Annotated in this window: 20 protein-coding genes, 1 tRNA gene and 2 pseudogenes; 12 read left to right on the top strand and 11 right to left on the bottom strand. The window is 44.6% G+C overall.

The window, feature by feature from the left end; all coding sequences use genetic code 11:
* Positions 1-182 precede the first annotated feature (182 nt).
* From BQ5591_RS00320 to BQ5591_RS00335, 4 genes and pseudogenes are all read left to right on the top strand, one after another.
* Positions 183-497 carry a helix-turn-helix domain-containing protein gene (locus BQ5591_RS00320; protein WP_005797547.1) on the top strand — a complete coding sequence of 105 codons (315 nt, stop codon included), beginning with the start codon at positions 183-185 and terminating at the stop codon, positions 495-497.
* A 4-nt stretch (positions 498-501) separates the two neighbouring features.
* On the top strand, positions 502-1,692 hold the full coding sequence (locus tag BQ5591_RS00325; RefSeq protein ID WP_071147995.1) for a primase-helicase family protein: 1,191 nt from the start codon (positions 502-504) through the stop codon (positions 1,690-1,692).
* A gap of 231 nt (positions 1,693-1,923) precedes the next feature.
* Positions 1,924-2,881: pseudogene (locus tag BQ5591_RS00330) on the top strand (toprim domain-containing protein).
* A 223-nt stretch (positions 2,882-3,104) separates the two neighbouring features.
* Entirely contained in the window at positions 3,105-4,508 is a 1,404-nt protein-coding gene (locus BQ5591_RS00335) for a mobilization protein (protein WP_071147996.1), read from the top strand.
* A 30-nt stretch (positions 4,509-4,538) separates the two neighbouring features.
* Here the strand turns inward: BQ5591_RS00335 and BQ5591_RS00340 are convergent, their stop codons facing one another.
* Together BQ5591_RS00340 and BQ5591_RS00345 are read right to left on the bottom strand one after the other, a co-directional pair.
* Positions 4,539-4,925, bottom strand: coding sequence for a hypothetical protein (locus tag BQ5591_RS00340; protein WP_159434397.1), 387 nt, complete (start codon positions 4,923-4,925; stop codon positions 4,539-4,541).
* Positions 4,903-5,250: a winged helix-turn-helix transcriptional regulator gene (locus BQ5591_RS00345; protein WP_022053090.1), complete on the bottom strand. Its 348-nt coding sequence runs from the start codon at positions 5,248-5,250 to the stop codon at positions 4,903-4,905. The genes BQ5591_RS00340 and BQ5591_RS00345 overlap by 23 nt, the downstream gene beginning before the upstream one ends.
* Before the next feature lie 155 nt (positions 5,251-5,405).
* On the opposite strand from BQ5591_RS00345, the gene BQ5591_RS00350 reads away from it, so the two are divergent.
* The 7 genes from BQ5591_RS00350 (at position 5,406) to BQ5591_RS00385 (ending at position 10,929) form a co-directional block, all read left to right on the top strand.
* Positions 5,406-5,789 (top strand): nuclear transport factor 2 family protein, encoded by a 384-nt coding sequence (locus BQ5591_RS00350; RefSeq protein WP_022053089.1) that lies wholly within the window; start codon positions 5,406-5,408, stop codon positions 5,787-5,789.
* Between the two features lie 14 nt (positions 5,790-5,803).
* Complete coding sequence (locus BQ5591_RS00355; RefSeq protein WP_071147998.1) at positions 5,804-6,343, top strand: flavodoxin family protein; 540 nt, start codon at positions 5,804-5,806, stop codon at positions 6,341-6,343.
* A 6-nt stretch (positions 6,344-6,349) separates the two neighbouring features.
* Positions 6,350-6,967 (top strand): flavodoxin family protein, encoded by a 618-nt coding sequence (locus BQ5591_RS00360; protein ID WP_022053087.1) that lies wholly within the window; start codon positions 6,350-6,352, stop codon positions 6,965-6,967.
* Positions 6,968-7,126: 159 nt separating this feature from the next.
* Positions 7,127-7,660: a Crp/Fnr family transcriptional regulator gene (locus tag BQ5591_RS00365; protein WP_071147999.1), complete on the top strand. Its 534-nt coding sequence runs from the start codon at positions 7,127-7,129 to the stop codon at positions 7,658-7,660.
* 75 nt (positions 7,661-7,735) lie between these two features.
* Positions 7,736-8,188, top strand: a complete 453-nt coding sequence (locus BQ5591_RS00370; protein ID WP_071148000.1) for a DUF4405 domain-containing protein — start codon at positions 7,736-7,738, stop codon at positions 8,186-8,188.
* A gap of 367 nt (positions 8,189-8,555) precedes the next feature.
* Positions 8,556-9,785, top strand: coding sequence for a site-specific integrase (locus BQ5591_RS00380; RefSeq protein ID WP_071148002.1), 1,230 nt, complete (start codon positions 8,556-8,558; stop codon positions 9,783-9,785).
* A 25-nt stretch (positions 9,786-9,810) separates the two neighbouring features.
* Positions 9,811-10,929 carry a PDDEXK nuclease domain-containing protein gene (locus BQ5591_RS00385; RefSeq protein WP_071148003.1) on the top strand — a complete coding sequence of 373 codons (1,119 nt, stop codon included), beginning with the start codon at positions 9,811-9,813 and terminating at the stop codon, positions 10,927-10,929.
* A gap of 158 nt (positions 10,930-11,087) precedes the next feature.
* Here BQ5591_RS00385 and BQ5591_RS00390 read toward each other — a convergent pair whose 3' ends face one another.
* The 9 genes and pseudogenes from BQ5591_RS00390 to BQ5591_RS00430 form a co-directional block, all read right to left on the bottom strand.
* Positions 11,088-13,103, bottom strand: coding sequence for a KUP/HAK/KT family potassium transporter (locus tag BQ5591_RS00390; RefSeq protein ID WP_018710110.1), 2,016 nt, complete (start codon positions 13,101-13,103; stop codon positions 11,088-11,090).
* Positions 13,104-13,333: 230 nt separating this feature from the next.
* Entirely contained in the window at positions 13,334-14,065 is a 732-nt protein-coding gene (locus tag BQ5591_RS00395) for a hypothetical protein (RefSeq protein ID WP_071148004.1), read from the bottom strand.
* A 6-nt stretch (positions 14,066-14,071) separates the two neighbouring features.
* Complete coding sequence (locus BQ5591_RS00400; RefSeq protein ID WP_071148005.1) at positions 14,072-14,998, bottom strand: relaxase/mobilization nuclease domain-containing protein; 927 nt, start codon at positions 14,996-14,998, stop codon at positions 14,072-14,074.
* A complete protein-coding gene (locus tag BQ5591_RS00405) occupies positions 14,964-15,347 on the bottom strand; it encodes a MobC family plasmid mobilization relaxosome protein (protein ID WP_071148006.1) in 384 nt (127 codons plus the stop codon). Before BQ5591_RS00405 ends, BQ5591_RS00400 begins: the two co-directional genes overlap by 35 nt.
* Before the next feature lie 156 nt (positions 15,348-15,503).
* Complete coding sequence (locus tag BQ5591_RS00410) at positions 15,504-16,433, bottom strand: toprim domain-containing protein (RefSeq protein ID WP_071148007.1); 930 nt, start codon at positions 16,431-16,433, stop codon at positions 15,504-15,506.
* A gap of 160 nt (positions 16,434-16,593) precedes the next feature.
* Positions 16,594-17,667, bottom strand: a complete 1,074-nt coding sequence (locus tag BQ5591_RS00415) for an AAA family ATPase (protein WP_071148008.1) — start codon at positions 17,665-17,667, stop codon at positions 16,594-16,596.
* Between the two features lie 5 nt (positions 17,668-17,672).
* Positions 17,673-17,960 carry a helix-turn-helix domain-containing protein gene (locus BQ5591_RS00420; protein ID WP_013618444.1) on the bottom strand — a complete coding sequence of 96 codons (288 nt, stop codon included), beginning with the start codon at positions 17,958-17,960 and terminating at the stop codon, positions 17,673-17,675.
* Positions 17,961-18,192: 232 nt separating this feature from the next.
* Positions 18,193-19,101, bottom strand: a pseudogene (locus BQ5591_RS00425) (hypothetical protein).
* Between the two features lie 240 nt (positions 19,102-19,341).
* A tRNA-Leu gene (locus BQ5591_RS00430) sits at positions 19,342-19,425 on the bottom strand.
* Positions 19,426-19,595: 170 nt separating this feature from the next.
* On the opposite strand from BQ5591_RS00430, the gene BQ5591_RS00435 reads away from it, so the two are divergent.
* Positions 19,596-20,681: a mannose-1-phosphate guanylyltransferase gene (locus tag BQ5591_RS00435; protein ID WP_022161584.1), complete on the top strand. Its 1,086-nt coding sequence runs from the start codon at positions 19,596-19,598 to the stop codon at positions 20,679-20,681.
* The last annotated feature ends 193 nt before the right edge of the window (positions 20,682-20,874 follow it).

The raw sequence follows: 20,874 nt of genomic DNA on the forward strand, positions 1-20,874 counted from the left end.
ATTTAAGCTATTGGGAACAAAATAATCGAGATTATCTTCAGAATATCGCTGCCTGAAAGAGTTAACTACGCTCTTATCGCTGATAAAGAAAAGAGGGTGAATCGCGTATTACGACACACCCTCTTTTCGTTTATAATACTGCCGAAACGGGAAGTCTTACAACCGGCAGTTTCAACAAGCCTATGACAGACCTGATGGCAATTATCCAAAGCGGAAACGGCAACATCAAACTGGAAGTGACAGGCGAAGACCTGCTCATGTTTTCAAACCAGCTGATAAGCCGTGCCAAGCATGAACTCTCCACCGCCATTGCGGAAGCGAGAAAGGAAAAGTACCTCACAAAGGAGGAAGTGAAGAAAATGTGCGACGTGTGCGACACCACCCTTTGGCACTGGGCAAAGAAGAACTATCTGAAACCCGTAAAGGTGGGGAACAAGGTCAGATACCGACAGTCGGACATACAGAAAATCCTGGGTGAACGCAATCCTTCAATCTGAGCCTATGAAAGAGGAAGAATACATGCGTGTGGGAACGACACTGTACAAGGTCGTAAACCAGCCCTGCGCCAGCGGAGGGTATGAGAAAAGACGTGTGATATGGAACAACTGCACACTCAGGCAGGACTACGGGAAGAACTATCTTGCGACCGTCCCGAAGTATGACGGATTCTGTACCGTTCCCGACCATCTGAACTACCGGAAGGAGATTGACGGTTTCCTGAATCTGTACGAACCGATAGAGCATACTCCGCAGATAGGGGATTTCCCGAACATACGTTCTCTGGTGCTTCACATTTTCGGTGAGCAGTACAATCTGGGACTGGACTATCTGCAACTGCTGTTCCTGCAGCCGTTGCAGAAACTTCCCATACTCCTGCTGGTATCGGAAGAGAGGAACACGGGCAAGAGTACGTTCCTTAATTTCCTGAAAGCCGTATTCGGGGATAACGTGACATTCAACACCAACGAGGATTTCCGGAGCCAGTTCAATTCCGACTGGGCCGGAAAGCTGCTCATTGTCGTGGACGAGGTGCTGCTCAACCGCAGGGAGGACAGCGAGCGGTTGAAGAACCTGAGCACTACCTTCAATTACAAGGTGGAAGCCAAAGGAAAAGACCGCACGGAAATAGCCTTCTTCGCCAAGTTCGTACTGTGTTCAAACAACGAGTACCTGCCTGTAATCATAGACGCAGGGGAAACACGATACTGGGTAAGGAAGATAAATCCGCTGAAGGACGATGACACTAATTTCCTGCAAAAGCTGAAAGAGGAAATTCCAGCCTTCCTGTTCTTCCTGACGCAAAGGGAGCTTTCAACGGAGAAGGAAAGCCGTATGTGGTTCAATCCGAAGCTGACACATACGGCAGCCCTGCAGAAAATCATCCGGAGCAACCGAAACCGTCTGGAGATAGAAATGGCTGAACTGTTCCTTGACATCATGTCAAACATGAATGTGGAAAGTGTTTCATTCTGTCTGAACGACCTCATGACACTGCTCATATATTCGCAGGTAAAGGCAGAGAAACATCAGGTGCGGAAAGTGGTTCAGGAAGTATGGAAGCTGACTTCCGCACCGAACTCGCTTTCCTACACCGCCTATGAGATTGCTCCCCACCGTGACTGCCACTACGAAACGAAAAGGAAGACAGGAAGGTTCTACACGATAACCAAGGAACAGCTGACCGCTATATGATTATTTTGATGAAATGATGAATACAGTATATAATACACTGTATTATAGTATAATACAAGTTCATCATTCATTCATCGGAATATAATGCTGATGAAAAGAGAAATCATCATTTCTTTTTTGGCAAGCAGTCTGATGAGAAAAAGATGAAACGTTACCATTCTGTATAACAGCTTATTACAAGCAAAATTCATCAAATCATCATTTTTTCATTCATCACTAAACCGTACGAAAATGACAACAGAAGAAGCAAAAAAGATAAGAATCGCAGACTATCTGCACAGTCTGGGGTATTCCCCCGTAAAGCAGCAGGGGGTAAACCTCTGGTACAAATCCCCGTTCAGGGAAGAGAACGAACCTTCGTTCAAGGTAAACACCGAACGTGAACAATGGTTCGACTTCGGTCTGGGAAAGGGCGGCAACATCATCGCACTGGCGGCACACCTCTACGCAACGGAGAGTGTTCCGTATATCCTGAAACGCATAGAGGAACAGACACCGCATGTCCGTCCCGTATCTTTCTCTTTTCACAGGCAGTCTGCCACCGAGCCGAGTTTCCAGCAGCTTGACATCGTACAGTTGTCTTCTCCTGCCCTGCTCTCTTACCTGCAGGAAAGGGGAATAAATACGGCACTGGCGAAAAGAGAATGCCGTGAGGCACACTTCACCAACAACGGTAAACGGTATTTCGCCATTGCCTTTCCGAACATATCGGGCGGATATGAAATCCGCAACCGATATTTCAAGGGCTGCATCGCACCTAAGGAAATATCACATATCAGACAATCGGGAGAGCCGAGAAAAGCATGTTACGTTTTTGAGGGGTTCATGGACTACCTTTCCTTTCTGACACTAAGGCTTGAAAGCTGTCCGCAATCCCCCGATTTCGACAGACAGGACTACATGGTCCTGAACTCTGTAGCCAATGTTTCCAAGGCTCTCTATCCGCTGGGCAGCTATGAACGCATCCACTGTTTCCTTGACAATGACCGTGCAGGAATGGAAGCCCTGCAGCAAATCAGAAAGGAGTATGACAATACCAGACATATACGTTATACGTGACGCTTCACACATATACAGCGGATGCAAGGATTTGAACGAATACCTGCAAAAACGGGCAGAGACAAAGAAACAGGCCCAATCCATCAGAGTGAAGACACCGCCCAATAAACCGGGAGGCTTTCGGTTATAGCCCACTATAACTACACGCTTCGCTTACGTAGTTGTGGGCTCTCCCGAGGGGATTAGGGTTTTACCCTAATAACCCACTCAGGGCGTTTCTCCCCTGAGAACCCAGAGCAAAGAGTGACCCTCTCTTTGCAATCTCCGCTTATGGGTTGCACCCCTAAGAACCCCATGCGTTTACGGACAGCAGAAAAGCAAACAATAAAGTACAAACCCAAGAACAAGTATCTATGGCAACAAAATCAAGCATACATATCAAGCCCTGCAACATCGCATCGAGCGAGGCTCACAACAGAAGGACTGCCGAATATATGCGCCACATCGGAGAGTCCAGAATCTATGTAGTTCCTGAACTCTCCACCGATAACGAGCAGTGGATAAATCCCGACTTCGGCAGTCCGGATTTGCGGACGCATTATGACAATATCAGACAGATGGTAAAGGAAAAGACCGGACGTGCCATGCAGGAAAAAGAACGGGAGCGCAAAGGCAAGAACGGCAAGACAGTCAAGATTGCGGGATGCTCCCCCATACGCGAAGGAGTGCTGCTTGTCAGGTCGGACACGACACTGGCAGATGTGCGCAAATTCGGTGAGGAGTGCCAGAGACGCTGGGGAATCACACCGCTGCAAATCTTCCTGCACAAGGACGAAGGGCATTGGCTGAACGGTCAACCGGAAGTGGAAGACAGGGAGAGTTTCAAAGTAGGTGAAAGATGGTTCAAGCCGAACTATCATGCCCATATCGTTTTCGACTGGATGAACCACGAAACCGGAAAGAGCCGAAAGCTCAATGACGATGACATGATGCAGATGCAGACCTTGGCATCTGACATCCTGCTGATGGAGCGTGGGCAGTCAAAGGCTGTTACAGGCAAGGAACATCTGGAACGTAACGACTTTATCATCGAGAAACAGAAAGCCGAACTGCAACGCATGGATGCTGCCAAACGGCACAAAGAAGAACAGATAAATCTTGCCGAGCAGGAACTTAAACAGGTAAAATCAGAAATTCGCACTGACAAGCTAAAGAAGACAGCCACCACGGCAGCGACAGCCATAACAAGCGGAGTTGCTTCTCTTTTCGGAAGCGGAAAACTGAAAGAGCTGGAACATGCCAACGAAAAACTGCAAGACGAGGTTTCAAAACGGAACACCAATATTGAAAAATTGCAGAGCCAAATACAGCAGATGCAGAAACAGCATGATACGCAAATCCACAATCTCAGAGAAATGCACAGGCAGGAACTTGACATGAAAGAAAAAGAACTATCACGGCTCGCCAGAATCATAGACAAGGCTTTCAGATGGTTTCCGATGTTCAGGGAAATGCTGCGCATGGAAAAGTTCTGTGCCATGCTGGGATTCTCTAAAGAAATGACAGAAAGTCTTTTGGTCAAGAAAGAAGCCTTGAAATGCAGCGGTAAAATCTATTCAGAACAGCACAGACGGAACTTTGATATAAAGGATGATATTTTAAGGGTGGAAAATGACCCTGACGATGAAAGCAGGCTGAACCTGACTATAAACAGGAAGCCGATTACCGAATGGTTCAGGGAACAATGGTACAGGCTTAGATACGGAACAATACTGCCGCAACAGGAAGAGAAAAAAAGCAAAGGGCTCAAGCTGTAATAGTAAAATAAAAACACTCTAGTAAGTAGGTTACTGGAGTGTTTCTATAATATCATGATTTATTTGATATACATGGTCAATAAAAATATAGTTGTAGTTTCTCAATTTACATTGTTCCAGATTATATCCATTGGACTTAATCATATCATCAGCAGTAATATCCGTAGATAGTCTTGTCTCTATTACGCTTTCATTTTTTACAATGTCTGCAAAATGCTGCCTTATATATTCTTCACTGAATATCAAACAAATGTATTTTATATCACACTGATAATCATCCGCAAAATCCTTTTCTCTGCCGAACGGTATATAGCAGCCTTCCATAATAAGGCTCTGTCCGTTTTCAACGTATGTCTTTATGATTTCCTTTACAACGGGGGCAAAGAGATAGAACTTACTTACCATATTTTCTCTCAAATAAATCCTTATTCTTTTTTCCCCATTCGAGCATAGCATCAATAATTGGGATAAGAGTAAGTCCAAGAGACGTTATTGAATATTCCGAGCGAGGTGGAAGCTCGGGGAATATGGTTTTCTTTACCAGACCATCTTCTACCAATTCTTTCAATTGTATGTCTAACACTCTTGGAGTAGCTTCTGGTAATGCCTTATGAAGCTCACTGGGCCGCATCGAGCGATAACGCAACTCATCCAATATACACGATTTCCATTTAGAGTCTATAAGACTCATGGTCAATCGTAACGGGCAATCCAAGTCTATAGGTATTTTTCGTTCGTACATATTATTCTGTTTTTGTGGTAAAATTACTAATAATATACAGAAGAATAAGTATACCGAATAAATTTTCGGTATATGAATAATTTTACGGTACTTGTATAAACAGAGGCTACCGCCTAACTTTGCAATAGAATTAATAACACATAAAATATAAAATTATGAGAGCTAATATTGAAGAATACAAAGCAGTGGAAAACGCTGCCATGAAATTTGTTAAAAGTGTAGCAGAAGGAAACAGTAGTTATGCAAAAGATCTATTTGTCGATGAAGCAGTCTTATTCGGCTATTTGGATGGCAAATTAGAACACGGTTCCATCGAGCAATTCTACCATAATGTTGATACGGTAAGTGCTGGTAATAACTTTAAGGCACGTATAGACATCGTTTCTGTGGAAGAAACTGTAGCAGTTGTGCGTGTATTAGAAGAAAAATGGGGCGACAGAATTGATTTTACAGATTATTTGCTCCTGTTAAAGATAAACAACGAATGGAAATGCGTAGCAAAAGCATATAATCAGAACTCAGATACTATTCAAAAATAAAAGGTGGAAATATCATGAGAATAACAGTTATCACAGGTAGTCCACGCAAACATGGCAACAGTTTCGCCATGACAGAAACTTTTATAAAGGAAGCAGAACATTGTGGGCATGAAATAAAACGTTTTGATGCAGCATTTATGAAGATTGGAGGCTGCCATGCCTGTATGACATGTTACAAGACTGGGAAAGCCTGTTCTTTCAATGAAGAATTTGACATTATCGCATCTTCAATAGTTGACTCCGATGCCATTGTATTTACCATGCCCGTTTATTGGTATTCAATACCGGCACAGATAAAGGGAGTTATTGATTGTATGTTTTCACTTGTGGTAGGCGGAAAGGAAGTTGCCGGAAAGAAATGGGGACTGATAACATGCTGTGAAGAAGACGATCCGACCGTCATGGATGGTGTTCGTATTTCTATGGAAAGAACTGCAGCTTTGCTGAAATGGGAACTGGCAGGAGAAGTGCTCATACCAGGTGTACTGAATGAGGGAGAGATAAAGAATACTGATGGCTGTAAACAGGCGGCAGAACTGGCTTATAAATTTTGACAACAAATGAAAGTATTACTTATAAATGGCAGCCCTCATAAAAAGGGCTGCACTTATACGGCATTACACGAAGTGGAAACAACATTACAACAAAATGGAATAGAGACTGAAATGCTTCATTTGGGTAAAGCGCCTGTTTCTGGTTGTATTGCTTGTATGAATTGCATGACGACAGGTTTTTGTTTCCAAAAAGATATCGTACGAGATATCCAGATGAGGTTGGATGAATTTAACGGAATCGTCATAGGTTCCCCCGTCTATTATAGCGCACCGACAGGTCAACTGATTTCGTTTTTGAACAGATTATTTTTTGCCACAGAAAAACGTATGGCTGGCAAACTGGGAGCATCTGTAGTTTCTTGCCGACGGGGAGGAGCCTCTGCAACCTTTGAGCAACTCAATCAATATTTCACGATTTGCAACATGCCTATTGTATCATCTCAATATTGGAATTCTGTACATGGCTTCACACCTGATGATGTTAACCAAGACAAAGAAGGGCTACAAACCATGAGAGTCTTGGGGCAAAACATGGCATGGCTACTGAAATGCATTGAAAGCGGCAAGAAAGCAGGAATAGAAAAGCCAACATACGAACCAAGGCTAAGAACCAATTTCATTTAATAAAAGATGAAAGTTCATAATCAGGTCATGCTCGTTCCTGACTTTCATCGGTATTTATGCCATAATATCCGCGTCTTTCAGCACGGTTTCTTGCGGATTAGGGAATAATGATATTGTTCTAACCTTTAGCGAATGCCAAATTATTCATAACTTTGGATTATGACAAAAGACAATTTAATCAATCATATTTTTAATCATAATACAGCAGAAACCTTGCCCATTCCACCTAAGACCATATTGCTGGAGGAAGGTAAGATTGCGGATAGGATATACCTTATCCGCAAAGGTTGTCTGAGATTGTTTTTCTACAATGAGGGAAAGGATATAACCTTCCAGTTTTTCTTCGAGGGAGATTTCGTGGCTTCATTTGACAGTCTGTACAAAGGTACACCGAGCCTGTTCTCACTGGAAAGTATCGAGCCGTCAGAAGTCCTGTTTATAAAGAAAGAAGACTTCTACAATAAGATAGAAGGCAATTCTTCATTAAGAAAGCTATATGAAGAGAAAATTATAGAGAGGTTCAGCTTCTACCAGCACCTGTTCCTGTCCCGTATCAAGAATACACCACAGCAAAGGTACGAAGAACTGTTGAAGGAATATCCAAATATCATCCAACGAGTGCCGCAACATTACATAGCTTCCTATCTTGGCATTACTCCTGTTTCGCTCTCCCGCATCAGAAACCGTCGCTAAGCTCCATTTCTTTACAATTGTTATCGTCCGTTTCCGATAAAGTAGTGACCTTTGCACCATTAAATTTGGAAATGTATGAAAAAAGTTTTTGTAATCGACTGGATTTTAATCGTTGTATTCATCGTGTCTGCCATTTCAGGAATTGGTCTGCACATAGCCGGACATGGGAACAGCCACGAAGTATGGCATAACTGGGCAGTGGTTCATGTCGTGAGCAGTGTATTGTTCCTTGTTGCCATCATATTCCATGTGACAACACACTGGGGGTGGTATAAGGGAATCATAAAAAACGGAATAGGCAGGAAAAGCAAGGTTACAGCAGTTCTGTCTATCATATTTTTATTGCTGTCCGTTACAGGTATCGTATTACTTGGAGTAAGCGGAGCAAACTCTCCACTTGGACTGTGGCATTATAAAATAGGTATCATAATGATAATCATAGCTATCGGGCACATTATAAAGCGATTGTCTGCTCTTCGCAAGTCCTTAAATACAAAAAACAGTAAGTTCCCGATATTTATAGCTTAGAACTTTCTTTAGTAACTTGTAAGAGGATATTCGGGAACAATTTGGGAACATTAATATAAAAAGGAAAGAGATAAATATTTGATTTGCAAATACTTAGCTCTTTTTCTTGTACCCAGACCCGGTACAAGGCATAGAAATTATAGGAAAATAAAAGAATTTATCTTCCTTATTATCAATTATTTGCATCTTTCTTATTTTCTCTATTTTTGCCATATTTTGCCCATTTTTCGTCATTAAGTACACTTTTAGTACACTTTGAAATTCCATTTTCTTTTGTACCTTTGCAATATCGGGAAACAAAAGAAAATCAATTATTTAGCGTAATCACCCGGTTATGGTACCTAAATCGGGATAAAACCTCTAAACAATGGCAAAGTTAGAAAATAAAACGAAAGAAAACCCTAAATTGGAGCAAAACAGGCTGTCGGACGGCAGAATTAGTTTGTATCTGGAGTATTATTTGGGTAGAGAGGAAAAGCCTGTATTGGATGAAAACGGTAATCAGGTGTATTATGAAAGCGGTAAGATGCGGGGAAAGCCGAAGTTCGCTATCAAGCATCACAGGCGAAAAGAGAACCTCAGCCTGTATCTGATAGAGAAGCCACGTACCCCTGCGGAACACCAGCAGAACAAGGAAACACTGGAGCTTGCTGTAAAAATACGTGCTGAACGTGAACAGGAGTTTAAGGAAAGTATGTTGGGCTATCGCCTGAAAAAAGACCGGAACGTGAATTTCTTGGATTATTTTCAAGCCTATATCAATGACTATACCAAGAAAGACATTCGGATGGTGCAAATCGCCCTAAGCCGTTTCAAGGACTTTTTGAAGGAGCATTACCCGATGCACGAGTTCGGCATCAAGCCGGAACTTATCACGAAGGACATGATGGAACAGTTCGTAGCTTATCTGCAATCCCGGAGCGTGGGCGAAGGGGCTAAAAGCATCTTCCAGCGTTTCAAGAAGGTTATCCACTATGCGATTGACCACGATGTGATGCTGAAAGACCCCTGCAAAGGCGTTACCTGCAAGGCGGATAGCCAGATACTACGCAAGGACGTGCTTTCGCCGGAAGAAATCCAGCGGTTGATTGCGTGCCATTATGACAACGAGAACCCCAACGTAAGGCGTGCGTTTATCTTTTGCCTGTATTGTGGCTTGCGCTTCTGTGATGTGAAAGACCTTACCTATAAGAATATCGACTACGCTAATAAGCTGCTAAAATTTGAGCAGAACAAGACCAAAGGTCATTCCGCCAGTAGCGGTGTGGTCATTCCGCTCAATGACGGTCTTCTTTCGCTTGTGGGAGAACCGCCGGCAGACGGTAACAAAGACGCTCTCATCTTCAACCTGCCTTCGTATGAAAGTTGCTGCAAATCCGTCAAGCGTTGGGTGAAAAGAGCCGGGATAGATAAGCACATAAGCTGGCATTGCGCCCGTCACTCATTCGCCGTGAATATCCTCAACAATGGGGCGAACATCAAGACGGTTGCCAGCCTGCTCGGGCATAGCGGACTGAAACATACGGAGAAATACACCCGTGCGGTGGATAAATTGAAAGAGGAGGCGATAAACAGCCTGCCGGAATTAAAGTTTTAACCATAAAAGACTTACCTTTGCAATTATGGACTTTGAAGCATTAGTAAAACATATCAGCACGATACAAAGCACGTTGCAGGCGCAAGCCGCACACGCTGTAAACCTCGCCCTGACTGCCCGCAATTGGCTCATGGGCTGCTATATCGTGGAGTTTGAGCAAAACGGTGAAGACCGTGCCGCATACGGCGAACAACTGTTGAAGAAACTGGAACAGCGGTTGAATGTCAAAGGACTGAACGAGCGCAGGTTTCGTGAGTTCCGGCGGCTATACCTTGTTTATCCGCAACTGAAAGAGCCTATCGCACAATACATATTGGCAGGAAGCGAAATTCGGCACACACTGTCCGCCGAATTCACAGACCCAATTCGGCACACGGTGAGTGCCGAATTACAATCCGTTAATAATCAACCAAGTGAATGGAATACACAAGCTGATAGATTATTTGAAAGATTACCGTATTCTCATTTAAAGTTTATTTCTAAAATAGAAAATCCGGTCAAACGTGCTTTCTATGAAATGGAAGCAATAAGGGGTTGTTGGTCAGCAAGAGAACTGGAGCGACAAATCAATTCCCTCTATTACGAGCGCAGCGGATTGTCGAAAAACAAAGAAGCCTTATCTGCTTTGGTGCAACGGCAAGCCATGCCGCTGCAGCCCAAAGACATTATTAACACGCCCGTTACGTTGGAGTTCTTGGGATTGAACGACCGTGCTTTGGTAACGGAAAACGACTTGGAGCAATCCATTCTGGACAACCTGCAACGCTTCCTGTTGGAAATGGGACATGGCTTCTGCTTCGAAGCACGCCAAAAGAGAATCCTGATAGACGGGGATTATTTCTTTGCCGACCTCGTGTTTTACCACCGCATTTTGAAATGCCATGTCATCGTGGAATTGAAGATAGACAAGTTCCGCCACGAATACGCTTCGCAACTGAACCTATATCTTAACTACTTCAAGGCGGAAGTGATGCAACCCGACGACAATCCGCCTGTCGGCATCCTGCTTTGCACCGAGAAGGGCGACACGTTGGTAAAATACGCCACTGCCGGATTAGACCCGAACATCTTCGTGCAAAAGTATATGATAGAACTTCCCACTGAAGAGGAAATTAAGAAGTTCATTTCAACTGCAAACTATTAGCAATAAAAAACACTACTGGCGAAAAGAAGGAAAGCCATTCTTTCTCTTTTCGCCAGCACGTTTATTACTGCCAACAAGAATAGGTTTAGGTTAGTTTGGATGTATATACAAAAGACAGAACTAAACCGTAAATGCAGACGATAATTATAGCAAGTCACTTATGATACATTCTGTTCTTCCAAGACTATATTAGCATCATTATCGCATTTTTCAGGCTTAATCCGCTCTATACGACGAATATGTTTTGCCCTATTAGCTATAATTAACGGTACACGCTCGACAACAACAACCGATGTGTCAAGCCCCAACGCACTCGGTTCTCCAATGCCTATCTTTCTAATTAAGGCATAAAGGCTCATCAGCAAATTTTGTCGGCGGTTACGGGAATCTTCAGGATAATATATCCGGTGGATAATAATAAAGCGAAAATCACCCGGTATGCCATTCTTATGCAATGAAGGATAAGAGCTTGTTAGTTCTACTTCACCATCCGCAACAAGGTCATCAACTACTTGTCGTAAATAAAGGCTCACGCGCGGTTCTATACGAAAACCTATACGCATGGTTATACTAAACAATGTCCCTTTTATTAATGTGGAACAATTATATTCAAGTGTGTCTGGTGTATCCACAAATTCAAGGTTAATAAGCCAATAATGATCTGCCCGTTTAGGCTGCTTATTAATTATGGAATACAACAATTTATCGTCCACACAACCTTCTTTGTCTGCATGATTCACATAGACAAGATTAGAAGCATATTTGGATATGCTTTCGTCCGCCTTAATATCAGAAATAATGTTGTAGTATTCACTTAACCGTTTGGAAGACATATGTTTTCGACGAATTTTGTTGGCACTTACCCATACAAACATGATAAAACATAATAATCCACCTATTAACAGCGTAAACCAACCTCCGACCATAAATTTGGACAGGTTTGCAGCAAGGAAAATACCTTCAATAACACAATATCCGCCGACAAACAGTATTGATAGAATGCGTGGAATGTTATGCATATGCAAATAGAATCCCAACAACAATGTTGTCATCAACATTGTAATAGTTATGGCAAGTCCATAAGCGGCTTCCATGTGGGTGGAATCTCGAAACAACAATATAGTAAATATTACTCCAATATACATTACAAGGTTTACCATTGGAATAAATGACTGACCTTTTACGTTGGTAGGGTGCTTAATACGCATACGAGGCCAGAAATTCAAGTTCATAGCTTCACTCAATATGGAAAATGAACCGCTTATTAGAGCTTGGCTCGCAACAATAGCTGCCCCGGTAGCCATTGCTATGGAAAACAACAGTATTTCTTGTGGCATGATTGAATAAAATGGGTTCACTGTACCTTCTGCACTTTCCGGATGATGCAATACCCACGCTCCTTGCCCCAAATAATTTAGAATAAGCATCACCTTTACAAATATCCAACTGACCGTAATATTTCGTCTGCCACAGTGCCCTAAATCAGAGTATAAGGCTTCTGCACCAGTGGTACACAAGAAAACGGCACCCAATATCAGAAACCAGTGGGGGGATTCCACTAATAACCGTATGGCATAGTAAGGATTGAATGCCTTGAATACTTGAGGATAGGAAGTCAGACTGATAGCTCCGGCGATTCCAAGAAGCAGGAACCAAAGTAGCATAAATATGCCAAATGACCGTCCTATATTTTCTGTACCAAAACGCTGAACGAAAAATATAATGGTAATAATGGTCAGTGTAATAGGAATCACAGGCAGATGCGGACTGATACTTTCAAGTCCTTCTATGGCAGTTGTGACCGTAATGGCTGGAGTGATAATACCATCAGCAAGCAAAGTGCTCGCACCGATAATGGCAATGATGTAAATCCACCTTCTTCTGTGGCGGCGTAAAAGGGCATAAAGCGCAAGTATGCCACCCTCCCCGTTATTGTCGGCACGGAGAGCCACCAGCACATATTTCACCGTAGTCTGAAGAGTAAGCGTCCATATGATACAAGACAATGCGCCTAAAACATAATTTTCATCAAGAGCTTCTCCAGTATGAATGATGGCTTTCATAACATAGAGTGGCGATGTTCCAATGTCACCAAAAACAATACCCAATGTGATGAGTAACCCGGCAAATCCAAGTTTATGTTGAATATTGCCTTCTTTTGATAGGTTTGCCATAAAAAGTAGTTTTTTGTTCTACATATATTTGTTTTCCTTTCAAGCGGCGCAAATATAAAATAAAATCTTAACAATAAGATTTCACTTTTCTTTTTTCGTGAAAAATATCATATAAACCTTGACGATGGTCAAGGCTTGTCTAAAAAAAATAGTCTGTGTGAATTACGTATAACTATTAAACTCAAAAGCCGAAGTTATGGGACTTATCCTTCACCTCGGCTTTTTGCTATTTACTGATTTCCTAACCTATCAGCTTCCTTTTTCAACTGCTCAGCCTGCTCATTAAGCAGCTTTGCCCGTTCCAAGGCTTCCGCCTGCCTGCGGCAACGTTCCTCAAAATCTAGTACCGAATCCGTCAGGTTGCGGATAAAACGCTCGTCCCGCTGCCACTTGAACTTATTCTCCAGTCTTTCAAGGGTATTGCCGTCCGCTTGTCCCTGCATCAGCAGATAACGGTATTTCATGTCGTTGTCCTGCAACTGCCCCATCCGTTCAGCCAGACGGACATTCAGGAACAGGGACGTGGCACAGACAATCAGACCTGCCGAAAAGAGGAATAGCTTCGGGCGTACCAAAGAAGTTACTTTGTTGTAAATCCGCCGATGAAACGGTACGGGTTTGGCTTCTTCTTTTTCTGCCATGCGCTCATCATGGTACCGCTTCATTGTTTCCAGCATTTCCTTGAGACAGCCGAAAGTGGCTACTACATAATTCTTGACCTCCCCGAAAGATTGCCGTTGTTCCTGTCCTGATTTCCGCAGTTCGGCAAGCCGGGTCAGGATGTCTTGCAACTCTTTTTCGGGAACCGCCGGGTTCCTGCGTAACTCAGACAATGCCCGTTCTATAGCCTCCAGTCGGGAAAGGGTTTCCTCGCGTCCGGCTGGCGTCACCTGCGCTTCCTGCTTCTCCTTCAGTTCCGTGACCATGGAGAGAAGCCCCTCTAAAATCAAATTTTCTTCCATATCCGTTTACAGTTTAAGTTGTCTTTTCTTTTTCTTCTTCTTTTTTCTCAGACTCCAGTCAATTTCTTCGTCCGATGGAGCAGACGGCGAAACATCGAACAAGCTGAACAAGCCGCCCATTGAAGGGCTGTCGTTCCTTTGCGGTGTTTGCTCAGGCTCCAAAATAGGTGCGGAAACTATCTGCTGGCTATTTTCTACGGTATCCATTCCTGCGTTCCCGAAATGCTTATCCAGTTTGGAGAAGCTGAAATTGCGGTCTATTTCCGAACCTTTGAACGTATAGGCACCTTTGGTGAAGGAGATGCCCTGCACCTCGTCTGTACGCCCTTTATACTTGAAGCGGATGCCGATGCCCTTTTCTGCCAGCCGCTCCTGTAACTGCCGCCAACTTTTGGACTTGCCGATTTCATTCCTCACAGCCGTGTAAATCTCGTATTTCGACTTGTCCGGCTCTTTCAGGCGATGTCGCTTAACCAGTTCCTTGCCTTTGGCGAAGTATAGCCCGTGCTTGGCTTTCAGCTTCTTGCACACCTGCTCGTTGCGGTACATGTCGTTCCTGTCCGAGATGGTCTTGCCGTTGTTGTCTATGCGATTGAACACGATATGCACATGCGGATGCTCCCTGTCTTGGTGGCGCACGATGATGTACTGCGTATCGGTGATTTTCATCTCTCGCATATACTCTTGCGCAAGTTGTATCATCTTCTCGTCCGTCAGCTTGGGCGCATCGTTTACCGAATAGCTCAGCGCGATATGTCCGACTGGCTTGCCCAGACGGGGATTCATGGAGGCTTGTGCGCAGAAGCAGCGGATGATGTCCTGCCTGCTTTCCGCCAGTACTCCGTCTGCATGGAGCAAGACCGCCTGCTGCTTGCCCAGCACGTAGTCCACACAGCCCTTAAACCCGCTTCCTTTCCTTATTTTTCCAATCATCCGACAAATGGCTTATGATTTCCACTATCCTGTTCTTAAGTTTCACCAGTTCGACCGCCACTTTCGCAAAGCCTCCGGCATTTGCCCGGTGCGCCAGCTGGTTGATGTTGTTCGCTTCGCCTGCCCGTTTGCGGAGGATGTCCGTATCCTGCCTGTTCAGCCGGGGCGTTATCTCTGCCGACACGACAGCCTGCCGCACATACTCGCTGACACGCAGCCCGGCTTCTGATGCCCGCTTCCTAACGGCGTAATACTGCAACTCGGTCAGCTTCGTGCTGACCACACGTCTTTGCTTGTCTATCCGGTTCTTTGCCGGACGACCGCCTGATTTGTTCCTTGTATCTGTCATACATTTTTGTCTTTGGAAGTTGTCTTGAAAATTGCGACCGACGGGAGCGGTTTCCTTTGCGGGGAGCAAAGCAAGGCGGTTTCGGTCTACCGAAACATAACCTTGCTTCCCCTAAGAAACGTCTGCCCGTTGCTCACAGTGTCTATCTCCGCCGGGTTAGATTCCCCTGCCTTTCTTCTGCCTTAGCAGCAGTTTCTGTCCGTTTTTCTGTTCCTGCTTCCTGCCGCACAGGTAATCGTTCAGGTCGGAATATTCCCGGTAATTGTGCGAGAAATCCCGTACCCGATAGGAGTATTCCGCTGTGATGGCTTGCGTTGCCCGGATGCCTGCCCCGTCATTGTCGAGCAGGCAGTGGATGCGTTCATACTGCCCCAATGCGTCAATGGCTTTCTGTACATTGGCGGTGGAGTTGAGTATGACGTAATCCTGCCTGTCAAGGTTGGGCATGACAGGGCAGTTCTTTGTCCTTAGCGTGAAGAATGAAAGATAATCCATGAAGCCTTCGAACACCAGGCACTTCTCCCTCGGTTCGCCCTGTTGCCGGATATGGGTGATGTCTTTCGGGGCGATGCAGCCTTTGAAAAAGGAGTTGCGCACCTCGTAGCCGCCAGCCACATTCGGGAAACCGATGGCGAAGTAGGGCTTGCCGTCATGAGTGAAACGCAGTTCCCTGCATTCTCTTTTTGCCAGTGTAAGGTCAATGCCACGCCCCTGCAAGTAACGGAGCAATGCCGGATGGGTGAGGTCACGGACTTCCAAATGTTGAAAACTCGGTGCCGACCTTTGCTGCCGAAAAGAAAAACTGACCGGGCGGACATGCTGTGCCTGTTCTGCTATCCGGTTTAAGAGGTACGGCAGATGGTCGGAACAGTAAAGTTCCTGTGCCAGTGCGATGATGTTGCCGCCTTTGCCAGCCCCGAAGTCATACCATTGTTCCCGTTCTGTGTTTACTTTAAAGGATGCTTCATGTTCCTCCCTCAGTGGCGATTTGTACCATAGATTCGCTCCCTGCTGCTTGACGGGTGAATATCCCAGACTGTGCAGGTAATCGGTGATGGGTATTTTCTTTGCTTCTTCAATGTTCATAATGCAAACTTTTTAGTGGATGATGAATAATTGGGAAGTGTACCAGTCCGGTTTAGACCTTCATATATACGCCCGTACTGTGCCGGACTTGATTGCCGGGAGTGACGGGAAACGGGAAGTCTGTTCCCCTTATATATGTCCGAACTAAACCAAACCTGTTTTAGTAGTGAAAATCGGGATTGTAACGGTATCCCTTTCCTTCCTTTACAATCATACGCTTGTTCACGAGGAACGTGTTCAATGCCACGAGGACATTGCGTCCCCGCTCGTAGCCGATGCTTGCATAGCCCTGCTTCAACGCCTGTATGGCGTTGGAATAGCCCTGCACGGTGCGCTTGCCGAAACCGTTTTCCAACGCCGTGCGGTGCTGCTGTTCAGTCAGTTCCGTAAGCGGGAAACTTTTTTCCTGCTTGGGCTGCTGGAATACATAGCCGTCCACGACTTCGGGCAATGCGCTGTCGTTGATGCGGAAGGCGAAAGGCTCGAAGTCCCGGTCGCGTATATGTGCCGCCTTTACCTCGCTGATGTTCCCGTCCTGCGTGCTCTTGGTGATTTGCAGGACGGTTTCCGCCTTGTTGTTCAGTTCCGTGCCGATATGTCCCCTCGTATTGTCATCCCCCTTGTTCAGATGCAGCACGGTATGAATGTGCAGGTTGTATCCGCTTGACCAGCGCATGAGCAGGTTTATCAGGTCGGTCGATTCGCTGGGGCTGTTGATGTCATACATCAGGTCGCGGATGCCGTCAATGATGAGCAGCCCCACATCGGGCATGTTCTCCAGCATATACTCGATAATCCGCTTCCGCATGTCAGGGGTCTGTTCCCGAAGTACGATGAAAACAAAGTCGTCCCTGTCTTGGTCGGTCGGCAGCCCGGCAAGCCGCAGGATGCGTTCCATCACCTTGTGGCAATGGTATCTGCTCTGTTCGGTGTCCACATAAAGGATTTTCCGTTTGTCCGGAGGCAGGCACGCCGAATAGTGCAGCACCTCGTCATTGGTCAGTGCCGCTGCAACGATGGCGGAGATGTTGAACGTCTTCTTGCTTTTCGCCTTGCCTGTGGAGGCGCTGAAGTTGCCCAGCGTCCCGATGGTGGAGCCGTTCACCCAAAGGATTTCAGGCGGCACATCGTAAGTGTCCGTCACTTTCAGGCGGATGCTTTTCCAAAGGGCAGCAAAATCTTCCTTATTCATGATGGTGTCCTCTTTAGCCTCCGTGCTTTTCTTGTTTTCCATGGGCTTTACTTCTTTAAGGGATGGTTGAGAACATACTTCTGCGCTTCTTGCTCTATCTGCGTTTTGGTCTTTACCGGATTCTGGCGGAGCCATGCTTCCAGTTCGGACTTCTCAAAATAAAGCATCTTCCCCTGCGGCTTGTAATGGGGAATCAGATTGCCCGAAGTCAGCTTGTAAAGGTAACTTTTGGACAGGTTGAGGAATGTGCTCGCTTCATCAAAGCTAAGCACGTTCTTGGTTAGGAACAACATTCTTTCGAGTTCTTCCACTCGCATTTCCAAAGTTTTTTCCATATTGCTTGAAACTTTTTGGTGAAACAATATGAAGGTGCGCACCCTCGTTTTATTTTTGATGGGGCAAAAATCGGCATCCTCCAAAACATCAACACATAAGTTACGGGTAACTCACGTGAAATATTTTTGTTTTGACCTATGCCGACATGCCGCATCGTTTTGTTAACGGGGGCAAAGTTAAAGGCTTGGAAATGAAGTCTAATTGAGCTTTGTTTGACCGCTCAGACTATGCTCAACCTTTTTGCAGTTGCTTGATGTATTTGTCTATGATTTCGTATCCTTTCGGGTAGATGCACTTCACGTTGTCTGTCGCGCTCGACAAGTCGCTGCGTGTGAGGTATTTGTCTTTTATCTTGGCAAGTACCAGCTTGTTGTTGGCTATGACGGACTGCCACTCATAAGCGATATAGTTGTAGCAGCTAAGCTGCATCATCAGATAAGCCAGCAAGCGGTTGTTGTTGGACTTCAATACCCCGTTCAGTTTGCAGGCGAAGAAGTCCTAAAGGATTTTCGGGGTGATTGTCGTGGTGAATATGTGCGCTTCGTTGATACATTCGACAAACAGTTTGATTTGTTGCGTTGTAAGGACTGATTTGAATGGATTGGATTTCCCGACTATCTTGGTCGGCTCAGGCTGTGCCTTCTCTTCTTCTTTTGGCTGTTCTTCTGATTTCTCATCCAAAGGAACAGAGGCATGACTGGCGTCCTCCGATTGTTGGAGGTATTCCAGATATTGGGTCTGCATGACAAGGCGCACAATGGAAGAAAAGAACGGAAGCTGCTCATCATAGCAAGTGGAAGATTGCAGGTATTTGTCCATATCAAAAGAAGAACATTGGAACGAAATATATTTTTTCCGCTCGTCAAAAGAGAGATTCTCGAAGAAACCGCTTTCCCAAAGGAAGTCCGGCATCAGTATGTCAAAACGTATATTGTGCAGGGCACGGTTCTTTTGGCATAGGGATACAAGGTTCTCGGTCACGTTGAAAATTTCTTGCCGGATGTAGTCATTCATTTGCGCTTCCGTCAGGTATTCACGCTTTAAGGCAAGCGCATTAGTTTTCATCCCGTATTCATGGGCAACACATTTATCAAGTAACTGCTGTATCTTTTTGAAGTTGGTTTCTCTGAAATCTTCCATATACGTTGTGCATTAAAATCGGTTTGGGTTACAAAGATAAGTGATGGATACCGTTTTCAAAGCAAACAAAAGCAGGAGAAAGGAAGAAATATGCAGCATTTTTGTTAATAAAGTATAAATATAAGGTTGATAAAACGGCGAAAGTACTCTTTCTTTTTCTTTTCGTCAGGAAGTACACTTTTAGTACGCCCGATAAAAAGAAAAACCCTTGATAATCAGTCGATTATCAAGGGTTTGAAGTACCCAGACCCGGGGTCGAACCGGGATGGAAGTGAATCCACTGGTGTTTGAGACCAGCGCGTCTACCGATTCCGCCATCTGGGCATTGCATTGATTTCTCAATTGCGGTGCAAAGATACGGCTTTTTTCTAAACCTGCAAGCGATTCATAAAAAAACAAGGGAAAAACAAGAAAAAAATAATAAAACACACCGTAAGCATTCCGCATTTACAGAAAATACTGTACTTTAGCAGAAACTTTAAACAAAAAACAAAATGATGACAAATAAGGACAACTTCTGTGTAATCATGGGTGGAGGAATCGGAAGCCGATTCTGGCCATTCAGCCGCAAGACGCTCCCTAAACAATTCCTGGATTTCTTCGGAACAGGACGCTCGTTGTTACAACAGACTTTTGACCGGTTTAAAAAGATTATACCGACTGAGAACATTTTTATTGTGACCAATGATATGTATGCCGCCCTTGTAAAAGAGCAACTGCCTGAGCTAACCAGCGAACAGATTTTGCTGGAGCCTACACGCAGAAATACAGCGCCTTGTATTGCATGGGCATCTTACCATATCCGAGCCATCAATCCAAATGCCAACATTGTAGTAGCCCCCTCCGACCACCTGATACTGAAAGAAAATGAGTTTCTCGATATCATCACAAAAGGATTGGAATTCGTTGCCAAATCGGAAATTCTGCTTACACTGGGTATCAAGCCCAACAGACCGGAAACAGGATATGGCTATATACAAATCGCCGAACAGAAGGGTGACAATTTCTATAAAGTAAAAACATTCACCGAAAAGCCGGAATTGGAGCTCGCAAAAGTCTTTGTAGAAAGCGGAGAATTCTATTGGAATTCAGGACTTTTTGTTTGGAATGTCAATACTATCATCAAAGCCGGAGAATTACTGCTCCCCGAACTGGCTGCTAAACTGGAACCAGGTAAAGACGTCTATGGTACGCCGGACGAAAAGAAGTTTATCGATGAGAACTTCCCCGCATGCCCCAACGTATCGATCGACTTCGGCATTATGGAGAAAGCCGACAATGTATATGTTTCATTAGGCGACTTTGGATGGTCCGACCTTGGAACCTGGGGTTCGCTCTACGATTTGTCACCTAAAGACGAAAACAATAACGTAACTTTAAAGTGTCAGTCGATGTTCTACGGCAGCAAAGACAACATCGTTGTATTGCCCAAAGACAAACTTGCGGTTATTGAAGGCTTAGAAGGGTATCTGATTGCCGAATCGGACAATGTACTGCTAATCTGTAAGAAAGACGAAGAACATGCCATCCGGAAATACGTCAACGATGCGCAAATCAAATTAGGTGAAGATTACATCTGATATAAGCTTAACAGATTATAACCGACGGAAGTATGCAGAATGCTTAGCTTTTCAGCCCAAAGCAACTAATTTCAAAAGATAAGAGGGTGCATTTCTAAACAATGCATCCTCTTCTTGTTTCCAGAAAATCAGTTATGCGGTCAACAATATCAATACCCCCATAACCAGCCGTTTATTCGGAAAACAAAAAGTA

Origin of the sequence: Bacteroides ndongoniae (assembly GCF_900108345.1) — a bacterium.
GTDB lineage: Bacteria > Bacteroidota > Bacteroidia > Bacteroidales > Bacteroidaceae > Bacteroides > Bacteroides ndongoniae.

Bases quoted from the DNA above. Each gene is read 5' to 3' on its own strand.
- BQ5591_RS00320 (WP_005797547.1), top strand. From the start codon at position 183: ATGACAGACCTGATGGCAATTATCCAAAGCGGAAACGGCAACATCAAA.
- BQ5591_RS00325 (WP_071147995.1), top strand. From the start codon at position 502: ATGAAAGAGGAAGAATACATGCGTGTGGGAACGACACTGTACAAGGTC.
- BQ5591_RS00335 (WP_071147996.1), top strand. From the start codon at position 3,105: ATGGCAACAAAATCAAGCATACATATCAAGCCCTGCAACATCGCATCG.
- BQ5591_RS00345 (WP_022053090.1), bottom strand. From the start codon at position 5,250: ATGTACGAACGAAAAATACCTATAGACTTGGATTGCCCGTTACGATTG.
- BQ5591_RS00350 (WP_022053089.1), top strand. From the start codon at position 5,406: ATGAGAGCTAATATTGAAGAATACAAAGCAGTGGAAAACGCTGCCATG.
- BQ5591_RS00355 (WP_071147998.1), top strand. From the start codon at position 5,804: ATGAGAATAACAGTTATCACAGGTAGTCCACGCAAACATGGCAACAGT.
- BQ5591_RS00360 (WP_022053087.1), top strand. From the start codon at position 6,350: ATGAAAGTATTACTTATAAATGGCAGCCCTCATAAAAAGGGCTGCACT.
- BQ5591_RS00365 (WP_071147999.1), top strand. From the start codon at position 7,127: ATGACAAAAGACAATTTAATCAATCATATTTTTAATCATAATACAGCA.
- BQ5591_RS00370 (WP_071148000.1), top strand. From the start codon at position 7,736: ATGAAAAAAGTTTTTGTAATCGACTGGATTTTAATCGTTGTATTCATC.
- BQ5591_RS00380 (WP_071148002.1), top strand. From the start codon at position 8,556: ATGGCAAAGTTAGAAAATAAAACGAAAGAAAACCCTAAATTGGAGCAA.
- BQ5591_RS00385 (WP_071148003.1), top strand. From the start codon at position 9,811: ATGGACTTTGAAGCATTAGTAAAACATATCAGCACGATACAAAGCACG.
- BQ5591_RS00390 (WP_018710110.1), bottom strand. From the start codon at position 13,103: ATGGCAAACCTATCAAAAGAAGGCAATATTCAACATAAACTTGGATTT.
- BQ5591_RS00395 (WP_071148004.1), bottom strand. From the start codon at position 14,065: ATGGAAGAAAATTTGATTTTAGAGGGGCTTCTCTCCATGGTCACGGAA.
- BQ5591_RS00400 (WP_071148005.1), bottom strand. From the start codon at position 14,998: ATGATTGGAAAAATAAGGAAAGGAAGCGGGTTTAAGGGCTGTGTGGAC.
- BQ5591_RS00405 (WP_071148006.1), bottom strand. From the start codon at position 15,347: ATGACAGATACAAGGAACAAATCAGGCGGTCGTCCGGCAAAGAACCGG.
- BQ5591_RS00410 (WP_071148007.1), bottom strand. From the start codon at position 16,433: ATGAACATTGAAGAAGCAAAGAAAATACCCATCACCGATTACCTGCAC.
- BQ5591_RS00415 (WP_071148008.1), bottom strand. From the start codon at position 17,667: ATGGAAAACAAGAAAAGCACGGAGGCTAAAGAGGACACCATCATGAAT.
- BQ5591_RS00420 (WP_013618444.1), bottom strand. From the start codon at position 17,960: ATGGAAAAAACTTTGGAAATGCGAGTGGAAGAACTCGAAAGAATGTTG.
- BQ5591_RS00435 (WP_022161584.1), top strand. From the start codon at position 19,596: ATGATGACAAATAAGGACAACTTCTGTGTAATCATGGGTGGAGGAATC.